Raw genomic sequence first — 13,374 nt, forward strand, 5'->3', positions numbered from 1 at the left:
GTCACATTATCAATAGTTGAGCACAAACTCCGTCAGGTTCTCCTCCTGGTCGAGGTTCATCTTTTTCCGGATGCGGTATCGGCTCGTTTCTATACCCCTCAGCGAAAGTTTAAGCAAAGACGCAATTTCCTTGCTGGTAAGGTTCAGGCGCAGGTACGCGCACAGCTTTAGATCGCGGTGCGTCAGCTCGGGGTAATCCTTGCGCAGGCGTTTCAGGAAATCCTGGTGCACTTGGTCGAAATGCAGCTCGAACTGCTCCCAATTGTTTTCAAACTTTATCTCCTCATCCACCGACTTCAGCAGCTTCTTAACCTGCTTCTGCGTGTCTTTGCATGAGATCTGGTCCAGCGTTTCCTGCAGTTGGTCGCGCACCTTGTGCACCGCCTGCATGTTCTGCATCACGTGCACCGCCGAACTGGTGAGCTCTTTGTTCTTGTGCACCAGCTCGTTCTCCAGCTTTTCGTTGTTGAGCCGGATGATCTCTTTCTCAGCTTTCAGCACTTCCTCCATATGCCTTGCCTCTTTCAGCTTCAGCTCCTTCTCCTTTTCCTCCTGTAGTTTTGCCTTGGTAGCATTGATATGCTGGTCCATGAGGTGTTTGAGTAAGAGCAAGAGCAGCACCCCCAGCACCAGATAACCTACATATGCCCAAACAGAACGGTACCACGGCGGCAGGATAACAAAGCTATAGGTGGCTTCCTCGCTCTCGGTGCCATACACGTTTTTTGCCCGCACCCGGAAGGTATAGCCACCCTCCGGCAGGTTGGTATACTCTTTCTGCAGGGAGCTTGTCCACGGAGACCATTTATGCTCGAAGCCCTCCAACTTATACTGGTACTGCACCTTGTCGATATCGTCGTAGGAGATGGCGCTGTAGGTAAACTTCAGGGAATTCTGTTCATAGGGCAGTTCAGCCAATTCATCCTCCGACTGCTGCATCACAGCCACCCCTTGCCGTTCAAAGGTGCCGCCCGACACGAGCGAGTCCTGCGCCTGCGCCGTAGAGACTATCCGCCGAAGCAGAACCTGAAAGGTCTTGTTGAAATTCTTGGCCTGCAGGTAGGTTGGGTGATAATGCACGAAGCCCTCGTCTATCCCGATCAGCACATTCTGCTGGTTGTAGTGCATGATATGTTCAAAGCCCCCGATCAGCTTGCCTTCCAGCTTATTGAAAAGCATTTTCTCCATTTCGTAGCTGCCATTGCTCCGCCGCTTTAGCACACCCAATTCTTCCCCTGACGAAAACCAAATATTCCCCTCGCTGTCCTCAATCAGCTTCCTGACGTGGGTCTCTTTTCCGAAGAATTTATTCAGCTCCTCATGCGGCTCGAACTTGTTGGCAGCCTTATTGTATTTGTACACCCCACGCTCTCCCGTAAACACGAGTTTCCCGTCTACCTTAAATACGTTGATAAAGAGGTTTGAAGGGAAGCCTGCCTGCTGATTGTAAAAATCCAGCTTAGCTACTTTATCGAGCTTTTCGGTGAGCTGCAGCTTGTACACGCCTTTGTAACCGTGCGCCACCCAGATGTTGCCCTCCTTGTCTTCCTCCACGATTCTGGACGATTCATCAAAGCCGCTGATTCTGTTCAGAAACATCAACTGCCCGTCAATGAATTTGTAGAGCAGCAGGCCGTTGTAGGTACCGCATAGCACATAGCCGGGATGAGAGGACAAAGGCACAAAAACCCAGGCCCCAAGGTGGTTCGACAGTTTCTGCGCTCTGTTGTTTTTGATGGTATAAGGGCCGGTATGGTGCGACATCAGGAGCTGCCCGTTAATCTTCTGCAGGTTATACACCTGCCCCTGAGAGTTTTCGACTAGCCTGAATGGCGAAGGGTTGAGCGGATTCTCGGCATTAGACCATGTTTTATAGTACAGGCCATCGTTTGTACCAAGGTAAAGTATCTCCCCATCCATCAGGGAAGTATACCCCGTGCCCGGAAGTCCGTTTTTCGCGTTAAAAAGCGTGAAAGCAGAATTTGTCTCCACGTAATCAATGCCGTTGTTCAGTGCCAGCCACAGGTTTCCGCCATGGTCCTGATATATATCCCGGACGGTGCTGTTTTGCAGTCCTTTCTCGCGGTTCAGGTGCTGGCGCGGTTTCCCTTCCTTATCAATGATCAGCAGGCCATTATGGGACGTCCCGAGGGCATATTCTTCTCCTAAGGCAATGGCTGTGGTAATTTTATTTCTGGCCAGAAATTCCTCTACTTGCCACTGGGTTGGCTCAAAATTACTGTAGCCGTCATAAATATAAATCCCGTCCTCCTCTGTCATGATCAGGGATTTGGCACCGGTATAGGGTAGCATGGCCACAATTACCTTATCGGCAAACAACTCGCTATCCGGAATCAGTACATACCGGTTGTTCTTCAGTTCGTAGATACCCTTGCCCGGCACAGGTACCAAGAGCTTGTTCTGGATGATAAAGGGGAAGCCGCTTGGGGAAACAGGCGCTTCGTACACGGTAATTTCATCGTCTCGCAACCGGTATACTGCCAGCACCGTGCAAAAAAAGACATCATCGTCAGAGGTATAAATCTTCCAGACATCATCGAAACTCTGGTACTTTTTGGCCAGCTTGTCTTTGAGCGACCTATACCTCATGAGCCCTGAAACGTCCGGTTGCAGATACCCGAAGTCATCCTGCCCGCCCACGTAAACCCGGCCTTTTCTATCCACAGCCAATGAGCGCACGATGGTGCGGTTATCCAGGCTGATTGTGCGCCAATGGTTGCCGTCAAACTCCAGCACCCCGAAGTTGTTGCCAAAATACATCAGGCCCCTATGGTCCTGCACCACTGCCCAGTTCTGCGGGGAAGCCTTGTACCCTTTCTGCGAGTAGGTAGTAATGTACGGGATTCCCTCGTTCTTAACTTGTGCAAACGCAGAAGCACATACCAGAAAACTGAATACCAGTGAAAGAAGTGAATTTCTCATTTAAAACCTGCTCTTTTTTAGCCAGATCAAAAGTAGGAGCATCTTAAAATATGCCGAAACAAGCCGCCTGTATCAAAGATAAAGCTAATTATGATAATGCCCATCAATTGTCTTAAAAGGCATAGGCATCCTATAGTCCTATTAAGACAAGTATAACTTCTTATAAACCGCAATTTACGTTTAATCGGAGGAAGTGCATGTTGGGGGTAGAACCAAATTCCGTGCACAAAAGTTGCTGACACTGTTTAGGCCCGGTTCTGTCATCCTAACCAGGAAGGTAGAGGGCATCTCTTTTAATGGATATAAGACCATTCAGGCACCAAGTACGTATTGTGTTAGCCACCTCGGCAAAGCGTTGCCAACAGCACCCTAGTCAGGCATGCGCGTAAAGCTGAAAACTACGTGGCCCTCGTCCTGCAGGCTAGCAGGACGAGGGCCACGTAGTTTTCAAATAGCCCCTAATAGTTCCAGGGGTATAGATCCGGTTCCTTGCCGCCCTTGGTTTTCATGCGAAGCGGGTGTACGGCCTCTGTCTCGTCGAAATAAAGAAACGCATCGTAGCGCTGGGTTATATGGGAGGGCACGTAATTGCCCAGGGCCTCGTACTTGGCGTCATATACCACCCCGATCGCCCGGTGACCGATGCGCTTTCTGAGTTCCGGCACCTCGCGCAGGTCTTTGGACAGAATTATTTTATCGTTTGTGTCCATGTTGTGCAGCATATCCTCCCAACTGCCCGGTATGGCAGGCGGCACATCCATTTTCTGCATTGGCGCTCCCCACGATTTTCCGGCTACCACCGTTCCCTGGTACGACCCAAAGCCAACCAGCTTCACCTGTTCGCGGCCATATTTCTCACGGGCCAACTGGCCGATGTTGAAGAGGTTGTCGTCGCCCATGTCAGTATAGGAGGCATCGCCTATGTGCGTGTTGTGCTCCCATACAATCGCCTTCGATTCAGGGCCATGGAAGTCGAGCAGGCGTTCCAGCGTTTCCATCATGTGGCTGTCGCGCACGTTCCAGGAGTTACCGCCACCGCGCACCATTGTCCGGTAGTATTTCTCGGCATTCACGGCTACCAGGGCATTTTGCTGGGTATGAAAATCATTCTCCGGGTCGTTGGTATAGTTGCGCTGCGCCTGCACCCGCTGCAGCATTTCAATCACTTCTTTCTCGCAGTTGGTCGGCACAAAAGCTGTGGCGTGGGCATACTCCTGCGGGTCACGGTTAAAGGGCTCAAAGCAGTTAATGGCAGTCTGGGCCGCTTCGGCCGCCTGCCCATCGTTGTTCTCCAGGTACTTTACAATCTGGTCCAGCGACTCCCAGAGGCTGTATACATCCAGTCCATAAAACCCGGCCTTGTCCTGAACCTGCTTTAGGTGATTATACTCGCGCATCCACTCTATCAAGGCCGCTACTTCCCAGTTTGCCCACATCCAGGTTGGCCAGCGCTGGTATACCTGCAGCACGTCGGCAATTTTGCTGCCTGCGTTATGGTAGCCCTTAACCAGGCGGTTCACGGCATAACACTCAGGCCAGTCACCTTCCACGGCTATAAAATTGAAGCCCCTGTCGTGTATGAGGCGTTTGGAGATGGCGGTGCGCCAGGTATAGTATTCCGATGTTCCGTGCGAGGCTTCCCCCAGCATGACCACGCGGGCATCCCCAATCTCCTCGATCAGCACATCTAAATCTTTCTCTTTGGTGAGGGTGGTATAATTAAAAAGTTTGTTTGCCATGGTAGTACTCGCTAATGGTAGCGCAGGGTATACCCGCCCTTAAATTTTGCTGTATTGTACTACTAATCTGCACTTTATGTTGTACAAAAAAGCCCTTGATATGTCCATATAGACGTAACAAGGGCTCTCGACGCAACAGGTTTTTGGCTTATGACTGGTTTTCTTTCGTGAACACCCTTCTCAGCAGTTCGGTTGTACGGGCAAATGGGTTCTCCCGGATGTTTGCCTCTTCCTGCGCCACCAGCATAAACAACCCGTCTATTGCCTTTCTGGTAGCATAATCCTTCAGGTCAGGGTTGGCTTTCTGGGTAAGCGGTATTTTATTGTACTGTGTGATGATATCGGTGTAATAGCGGGTAGCGTTTGTCTTCTCCAGCGACTGCACCATGATCGGGCTGAACGCGTTATACAGCTGGTCGGAAGTAGTGCGCCGCAGGTATTGGGTGGCAGCATCTTTATCGCCCCGCAAAATCGCCCAGGCATCGGCAATAGTCAACTGCCGGATAGCGCTCAAAAAGATAGGCACGGCGCTTTTGGCAGCATCCTCAGCCCCGCGATTCAGCGTCAGCACAAATTTGTCTACCTCTTTGCCCAAGCCCACCTGTCGCAGGGTATTCTCCACGCGCTGCACATCCTCCGGGAAGGGAATCCGGATCAGGGAGTTGCCGTAATACCCATCGGTTTGGGCAGCCTGACCGGCTCCATTTTTAATGCCCACCTCAAGGGCTTGTTTCAGGCCGGAGGCAACCTCCTCGCGGGTAAGCGGCGCACCTGTAGTGCCCGCCAGCACACCGTCTACGGTGCGTTGTACATCAGCCACGGTGCAGGCGGAGGCGCCCAGCGCAAGACTAATAACGGTAGTGTAAAGTATTTTTTTCATATTGATAGAACATCTTTCGCTTGATGTAGTTTTTGAGACTTACGCACAAATCAGACCAAAAAGAAAATGAAACCAGTAATCGCTGAAATCATCACCATCGGAGACGAGATCCTGTTCGGCCAGATCGTGGACACGAACTCAGCCTGGCTGGGCACCGAACTCACAAGCATCGGGATACGGGTACACCAGATCACCTCCATCTCCGACAGTGCCGCCCATATTGTACAGGCCCTGAACGATGCCCAAACGAGAGCCGATGTGATTTTGTTAACCGGTGGCCTTGGCCCCACCAAAGACGACCTGACCAAGCATGTGCTTGCCGATTACTTCCATACCCCGCTCAAACTGCATGAGCCGTCGCTGCAGGACGTGACGGCCATCTTCGAGAGCAGGGGCCGCGAAGTAACTGAGTTGAACCGGCAACAGGCCTTCTTGCCGGAGGCCTGCACCCCGGTGCGAAACGTGCTGGGCACTGCCCCCGGCATGTGGTTTGAGCAGCAGGGAAAAGTTTTCGTGTCGATGCCCGGTGTGCCCTTTGAGATGAAACGGATGATGACAGACATTGTGCTGCCACGGTTGAGGAGCTTTTTCCATACCCCGCACATTCTGCACAAAGTTGTGCAGACGGTGGGTATAGCCGAGTCGTGGCTGGCCGACAAGCTGGAAGATTGGGAAGGGCAACTGCCGCCACACATCAGGCTGGCCTACCTGCCACACCTGGGCGGCGTGCGCCTGCGCCTGACCGGCACCGGGACAAATGCCGCCGTGCTGGAACAAGCACTGCAGGCCGAGGTTGACAAACTGTCCCTTATTATACCGCAGTATATTTTTGCCTACGGTGAGGTACCGCTTGAGCGGGCCATCGGTAAATTACTGCAGGAAAAACAGCTGACCATCGCTACAGCCGAGAGCTGCACCGGTGGCCACCTGGCGCACAAAATCACCAGCATCGCCGGTAGTTCGGCTTATTACCAGGGCAGCGTAATTGCCTACCACAACAACGTAAAAGTGCAGGAACTAGGCGTGAAACCGGAAACACTGCAGCGGCATGGGGCTGTAAGCGAGGCAACAGTGCGCGAAATGGCTGAGAACGTGCGCCATAAATTCAACACGGACATAGGCGTTGCCACCAGCGGCATTGCGGGCCCGGATGGCGGCACACCCGAGAAGCCCGTTGGCACCATCTGGATTGCGTACGCCGATAAAGACAAGACAATAGCCAAGCTGCTGAATTATAACAAAGACAGGATATTGAATATCGAATATACGACCATGGCTGTTTTAAATCTGGTTCGCCAAAGTTTAGCAACTGCCGTTGAGGAATAGGCTAAAATTCCTAACTTTGCTCAGGTTTCCATCCGGAGGCCTGTTTTGAAGAAAATAAGTGACGGCTCACTCTTGCATTATTGAGCAATCCACTGCTTAGCATATACCTGAATTCTATACACTAACAACGACTAACACAGATAACATATATGGCACTTGTAGAAATGGTGATGCCCAAAATGGGCGAAAGTATCATGGAAGGTACCGTTCTGAAATGGCTTAAAAGTGTGGGTGACACCATCGAGCAGGACGAGTCGGTGCTGGAAGTAGCCACAGACAAGGTGGACACGGAAGTACCGGCCTTGCAGGGAGGTACTTTAAAGGAGATTCTGGTGCAGGAAGGAGACGTGGTAGCCGTGGGTGCTCCCATCGCGATCATCTCTACGGACGGCGAAGACACTGACACAACTGACGCCCCTGCCGCCGCATCACAGCCACAAGCAACTGCCCCACAGGACAGCAGCACCGCCCCTGCCGCTGTAGCCACTGAAAGCGCTATAGCCAAACTTGATAAGCCTGCCACAGGCCGTTTCTATTCGCCACTGGTATTGAACATCGCCCGTGAAGAAGGCATCTCGATGCAGGAATTGGAACTGGTGCCTGGCACTGGCAGCGAGGGCCGCGTATCCAAAAAAGACATGATGACTTATGTGGCTAGCCGCACAGGCGCACCACAGCAAGCAGAAACTGCGCAGCACATCAACAACAATTATACCCCAGCAGCACAGCAACCCGCAGCAGCCCCGGCGGCACAGCCGCAGGCAGCCTCGGTGAAACCGTCGGCTTCTGTTAACGGTAGCTCCGAAATTATCGAGATGGACCGCATGCGCAAGATGATTGCCGACCGCATGGTGGAAAGCAAGCGCACCTCGCCGCACGTGACCTCTTTTGTGGAGGCCGACGTGACCAACCTCGTGAACTGGCGCAACAAGTGGAAAAACGAATATAAGAAGCGTGAGGGCGAGAACCTGACCTTCACCCCGCTCTTCATCGATGCGATAGCGAAAGCGATCAAGGATTTCCCGATGATCAACGTATCGGTGAACGGCAACCAGATCATCCGCCACAAAGACATCAACATCGGTATGGCTGTGGCGCTGCCTAGCGGCAACCTCATTGTGCCGAACATCAAGAACGCTGACCAGCTGAACCTGAATGGGCTGACCAAGAAGGTGAACGACCTGGCTAACCGTGGCCGCATGAATAAGCTGACGCCGGATGACCTGGCTGGCGGTACGTATACCGTATCCAACGTGGGCTCTTTCGGCAACGTGATGGGCACGCCGATCATCATGCAGCCGCAGGTGGCGATCATGGCGGTGGGCGCCATCACGAAGAAGCCTGCCGTGATCGAGACGCCGCAGGGCGACCTGATCGGTATCCGCCACTTCATGTTCCTGTCGCACTCCTACGACCACCGCGTGGTGGATGGCTCATTAGGGGGCATGTTCGTGCGCCGTGTGGCGGATTACCTCGAGAACTTCGATGTGGACCAGGCCATCTAAGTCTGTTAGGCATATCCAAATTGCTGCATCGCCTGCCCCGGTAAAAGGGCAGGCGATGCCTTTTTATACCTCCCCAGAAAATTTAGGCTGCCACAACCTGATTAGCGCCATAATTCTATATCTTCACTACTCTAATAGTCTAACAAAAAGCATTTAAAAAGATGAAAAAACTTCTCCCCTGGATACTGGCCGGCATTTTCCTTTTCCTGGCTGTTTATTTTTATGTCCAGGCTACCGAGGCCGAAGGCCGCCTGGCAATCGCCGACAACGAGGTAGCTGAGATTGACCAGGAGCTCGACCAGAAAGACATGGCTGTGGACTCGCTGGAGGATATGGTTTTAGCCCCTGACACCATGGGACTGGTGCCGCCGGGCGGTGCCGCCTTCGTGGATGAGCTGGGCTCCTTGAGCGAATCTGACATCCAGCGCCTGCAGCAAAAAGGCTTGCGCAACCCCGAGACAGACCTGATGAACGACCTGAACCGCAATCAGAAGCGCCTGATACCGGCTGAAGGCACGCTGGGTGGCTCGATGGCCATACAGGACAGCCGCATCCTGAACGACCGCTACGCCATGGCCTACTACGAAGACGGCCACACAGGCGGCTACATGCTCCTGAAGTACAGCGTCAGCAACGGCCGCATCACCTGGACTGTGGTGGACAACTCGCGCTTATAGCTTTTGCTACCCCCGTTACTAGAAAAACCTATGAAATCAATCGTATCCCTGCTGCTGCTCTTTTGCCTAAGCTTTGCTGCGGCAGCACAAAGCACGTCTCCTGAAAACCGGATTGTGGTGCTAGGGCAAGCCACAGTGATGGTGCCTGCAAACCAGGTAAAATTCATGGTCGTGCTGGAGTCAACTGACTCTACCAGCGTGGACAAAGTGTACCAACAGCACCAAGAACAGGAGGCCAAACTGGTGAAGCTGCTGAAGGAGCTACAAATACCAGCCGCAGATATCTCCTACTCGTTGTTTTCTGTTGGCAAGCAGCAAGACTACAGAACACAGAATTGGTATCTGATGGGGAGACAAACCGCAGTGTTCACTGTTCAATCCGTCAACCAGTACGCAGCGATACAAGCCCTACTGATAAAAGAAGGGTTTACGGGTTTTAGCAGCAGCTTCGCCTCCACGGAGCTGGAACTGAAGAAGCAAGAGGTGATGGAGAAAGCCGTGGCAGTGGCCAAAGAAAAAGCGGCTGTGCTGGCCGCTGCCGCCGACAGAAAAATTAAGCGGATCGTAAAGATAGCTGACACAGAAGATACAGACCCTTTATTGGAGAACTACAATCATGTAGCTTTGGCCGAAATGGTAGTAGCAAGTAACAGCGGGCAGTCCCTTACGGAATTTCAGCAAACCATTCCGCTGAGGACCACGGTGAAAGTGGTGTTTGAACTAAAATAACATTCGGCACAGCATTTGAGTAATAATGGGCAAACCTCGGCCAAATAATGCACCTATCCCTTTTGCTCCCGCTTCTCCTCTCCTACCTGCTGGCTTTTAGCCCAACATGGCACCTGCCGCAGGACCTGCAACAGGATTATACCCGCCTAACGCAAAACGGGGGATACTTCATCAGCGACAACAGCACCCCGACACCCTCTGTGCAAACCGTAGCCAGCGATTTGGCGCTGTTTCAGCTGGTAGCCAACCTCGATCTGTCTGGAGCCAAAACTCAACACTATACCTCCGGGAACCATACCGTAACAGTATGGCAGTTGCCGGAAGGAGACATTCGGAAGGTATACCAGGTGGAAAGCCAGCTACACCTGGACACGGTCGTGACGCAGCGCTACCTCGACAACCGCCGCCCCACCCAGCAGCGCCTCGTCAACGACTTCACTTTCCGGAGCTATACTGTTGCCACAGCAGACGATGCCACCAAGCTGCATTACCTGACTGAGGCTACCCAAGGCTTGTTGGGGTATAAACTAGGGGAAAAAGAAGTAGTCATCAACTACTCGCCTGCCAAAGAAGGCTTGGCTGATGTGCTGCCAGTATATGAAAAGGAAGTAGCACAGGCTCTTCTGAAAGCACAGCAACTTTAATAATAATCCATCAAAAAAGGCTGCGGCTGCCCTCGATTGAGGGCAGCCGCAGCCTTTTTTGATGGATTATTAGCTGTTACAAAGCGGCCAGGTTTTGCTCTAAGGCGCTGATCTTTGCTTCTGCATCTGCTTTTTTCTTGCGCTCGGCGTTGATCACTGCTTCCGGCGCACCGCTTACAAAGCGCTCGTTGCTCAGCTTTTTATCTACCGATGCCAGGAAGCCTTTGGTGTACTCCAGCTCCTTGGAAAGGCGCTCGCGCTCGGCAGCCACGTCAATGTTGCCCTCCATTGGGATAAAGAACTCATCGCCACCCACAATAAAGCTGATCGCACCGTCCATACCCTCTTCCACAAACTGTACCTCGTTCAGGTTAGCCAGCTTGCGCAGAATCGCCTCGAAGTTGTCATACGCAGACTTGTCTGCCACTTTCATGTACAGGTCCAGCTGCTTGTTGTTCGGGATGTTCTTGGAGTTGCGTATGTTGCGCACGGCGCCCACCACCTGCAGTACATTGTCCATCCTGGCGATGATCTGCTTGTCGAACTTGTCCTTCTTCGGCCATGCTGACACAATGAGGTATTCTTTCTTTTTGCGCTCCTTCAGGTCATGCCAGATCTCCTCTGTGATGAACGGCATGAACGGGTGCAGCACTTTTAGCACGTTCTCCAACAGCTCAACGGTGGCGTCAATCGTTTTGCGGTCGATTGGCTGCTGGTAGGCTGGCTTGATCATCTCGAGGTAGTTCGAGCAGAAGTCATCCCATACCAGTTTATACACGGCCAGCAGGGCATCTGAGATGCGGAACTTGCTGAAATGGTCCTCGATCTGCACGAAAGCCTCGTTAAAGCGCGACGCAAACCACTTGATGGCCGTTTCGTTCGGGGACGGCAGGCTCTCGTCCACTTCCCATCCCTTTATCAGGCGGAAGGCGTTCCAGATCTTGTTCGTGAAGTTACGGCCCTGCTCTACCAGCTTCTCATCGTAGAGCAGGTCGTTTCCGGCCGGGGAGCTGAACAGCATACCGGCACGCACGCCGTCGGCACCAAACTGCTCGATCAGGTCGAGCGGGTCCGGGGAGTTGCCCAGCGACTTCGACATTTTGCGACCCTGCGCATCACGCACAATACCCGTCAGGTACACGTTTTTGAACGGCATCTCCTTGCGGAACTCATACCCCGCCATGATCATGCGCGCCACCCAGAAGAAGAGAATCTCTGGAGCCGTCACCAGGTCGTTGGTCGGGTAATAGTATAGAATATCTTTATTGTCCGGGTCTTTAAAGCCGTCGAACACAGAGATTGGCCACAGCCACGAAGAGAACCAGGTATCCAGCACGTCCTCGTCCTGGCGCAGGTCAGTGAGCTGCAGGTTTGCGTTGCCGGACTGGCTGCAGGCCTGCTCCAGCGCCTCTTCCGGCGTGGCGGCTACCACAAAAGAGCCGTCCGGCAGGTAAAAGGCCGGGATGCGTTGGCCCCACCACAGCTGGCGTGAGATACACCAGTCGCGGATGCCCTCCATCCAGGAGCGGTACATGTTCTTGAACTTCGGTGGGTGCAGGCGGATCTCATCGTTCATTACCGCATCCAAGGCAGGCTTAGCCATGCTGTCCATCTTGCAGAACCACTGCATCGAGAGGCGCGGCTCGATCACGGCGCCTGTGCGCTCGGAGGTTTGCAGCACGCTGGCATACTCCTCTATCTTCACCAGCAAGCCGGCCTCCTGCAAGTCCTTCACCACGTTGCGGCGGGCGGCGAAGCGGTCCTGGCCCACATACAACTGCGCCTGCTCGTTCAGGGTACCGTCGTTGTTGAGGATGTCGATGGTTGGCAGTTTGTGCTTCTGGCCCAGTTCGTAGTCGTTCAGGTCGTGGGCCGGCGTCACTTTCAGGGCACCCGTTCCGAAATCAATGGCCACGTATTCGTCCAGGATCACCGGAATCTCCTTGCCCAGCAGCGGGATGCGCACCGACTTGCCGTGCAGGTGGGTATAGCGGCTGTCGTTGGGATTTACGGCCACGGCCACGTCCGCCATGATCGTTTCCGGGCGCGAGGTGGCCACCGTGATATATGTCGGTTCCGTGGTGGCGCTGCCTGTCACCACCTCGTACTGCAGGTGGTACATCTTGGCCATCGTTTCCTTCGGCAGCACTTCCTCGTCCGAGAGGGCTGTTCCCCCAAGTGGGTCCCAGTTCACCATGCGCACGCCACGGTAAATCAGGCCCTTGCGGTACAGGTCCACAAACACCTTAATCACGGCCTCCGACAGGTCATCCTCCATTGTGAAGCGGGTACGGTCCCAGTCGCAGGAAGCGCCCAGCTTTTTGAGCTGCTCCAGGATGATGCCGCCATACTTCTCTTTCCACTCCCAGGCATAGGTCAGGAACTCCTCACGCGTCAGGTCCTTTTTGCTGATGCCGCGCTCTTTCAGCATGGCCACCACCTTCGCCTCTGTGGCGATGGAGGCGTGGTCGGTGCCGGGCACCCAGCAAGCCTCCTTGCCCTGCATGCGCGCGCGGCGGATGAGGATGTCCTGAATGGTGTTGTTGAGCATGTGGCCCATGTGCAGCACGCCCGTTACGTTGGGCGGCGGGATCACGATGGAGTAAGGCTCTTTATTCGGGTTGGGCTCTGAGTGGAAGAAGCCGTGCTGCATCCAGCTGTCGTACCACTTCTGCTCTATTTCCTTGGGGTTATATTTTGTTGAAATTGACATCGTGCAAAGGTTTTCCTGAAAAATTTGGGATGGTAAAATTAGGTATTTTTTGCGACCAATCCGCACTGCGCCGCGCATCTTGTCCGGGCACCTCTCGCCACAGCCTATTTGCCGAAACCCGCCAGGATTCTAGCAGGCAGTTGCGGTGCTGAAAATACGCTGCCAACTTTGATAATCTATCCTGCTACTGCTGCGTTTTTAATCCAGGATTTAGCTAA

9 protein-coding genes are annotated in these 13,374 nt (G+C 53.3%); 5 read left to right on the forward strand and 4 right to left on the reverse strand.

Features of this window, described 5'->3' with window-relative positions:
* Positions 1 to 9: 9 nt before the first annotated feature.
* The 3 genes from ACXYMU_RS13155 to ACXYMU_RS13165 all read right to left on the reverse strand — a co-directional run bounded on the left by ACXYMU_RS13155 (position 10) and on the right by ACXYMU_RS13165 (position 5,562).
* Positions 10 to 2,943 carry a ligand-binding sensor domain-containing protein gene (locus tag ACXYMU_RS13155; RefSeq protein ID WP_458986866.1) on the reverse strand — a complete coding sequence of 978 codons (2,934 nt, stop codon included), beginning with the start codon at positions 2,941 to 2,943 and terminating at the stop codon, positions 10 to 12.
* A 458-nt stretch (positions 2,944 to 3,401) separates the two neighbouring features.
* Positions 3,402 to 4,682, reverse strand: coding sequence for an erythromycin esterase family protein (locus ACXYMU_RS13160; RefSeq protein ID WP_458986867.1), 1,281 nt, complete (start codon positions 4,680 to 4,682; stop codon positions 3,402 to 3,404).
* A 148-nt stretch (positions 4,683 to 4,830) separates the two neighbouring features.
* The gene (locus ACXYMU_RS13165) at positions 4,831 to 5,562 is read right to left on the reverse strand and encodes a DUF4197 domain-containing protein (RefSeq protein WP_458986868.1); all 732 of its coding nucleotides are present in this window, start codon (positions 5,560 to 5,562) and stop codon (positions 4,831 to 4,833) included.
* A gap of 66 nt (positions 5,563 to 5,628) precedes the next feature.
* On the opposite strand from ACXYMU_RS13165, the gene ACXYMU_RS13170 reads away from it, so the two are divergent.
* The 5 genes from ACXYMU_RS13170 (at position 5,629) to ACXYMU_RS13190 (ending at position 10,443) form a co-directional block, all read left to right on the forward strand.
* Positions 5,629 to 6,888 (forward strand): competence/damage-inducible protein A, encoded by a 1,260-nt coding sequence (locus tag ACXYMU_RS13170; protein ID WP_458986869.1) that lies wholly within the window; start codon positions 5,629 to 5,631, stop codon positions 6,886 to 6,888.
* A gap of 149 nt (positions 6,889 to 7,037) precedes the next feature.
* A complete protein-coding gene (locus ACXYMU_RS13175) occupies positions 7,038 to 8,393 on the forward strand; it encodes a dihydrolipoamide acetyltransferase family protein (protein ID WP_458986870.1) in 1,356 nt (451 codons plus the stop codon).
* 161 nt (positions 8,394 to 8,554) lie between these two features.
* Positions 8,555 to 9,070 carry a hypothetical protein gene (locus ACXYMU_RS13180; RefSeq protein ID WP_458986871.1) on the forward strand — a complete coding sequence of 172 codons (516 nt, stop codon included), beginning with the start codon at positions 8,555 to 8,557 and terminating at the stop codon, positions 9,068 to 9,070.
* Positions 9,071 to 9,100: 30 nt separating this feature from the next.
* On the forward strand, positions 9,101 to 9,799 hold the full coding sequence (locus ACXYMU_RS13185; RefSeq protein ID WP_458986872.1) for an SIMPL domain-containing protein: 699 nt from the start codon (positions 9,101 to 9,103) through the stop codon (positions 9,797 to 9,799).
* 47 nt (positions 9,800 to 9,846) lie between these two features.
* Positions 9,847 to 10,443, forward strand: a complete 597-nt coding sequence (locus ACXYMU_RS13190) for a hypothetical protein (protein ID WP_458986873.1) — start codon at positions 9,847 to 9,849, stop codon at positions 10,441 to 10,443.
* Between the two features lie 76 nt (positions 10,444 to 10,519).
* On the opposite strand, the gene ACXYMU_RS13195 is transcribed toward ACXYMU_RS13190, so the two are convergent.
* The gene (locus ACXYMU_RS13195; RefSeq protein WP_458986874.1) at positions 10,520 to 13,156 is read right to left on the reverse strand and encodes a valine--tRNA ligase; all 2,637 of its coding nucleotides are present in this window, start codon (positions 13,154 to 13,156) and stop codon (positions 10,520 to 10,522) included.
* Positions 13,157 to 13,374: the final 218 nt, after the last annotated feature.

This window comes from Pontibacter sp. CAU 1760 (assembly GCF_054482735.1).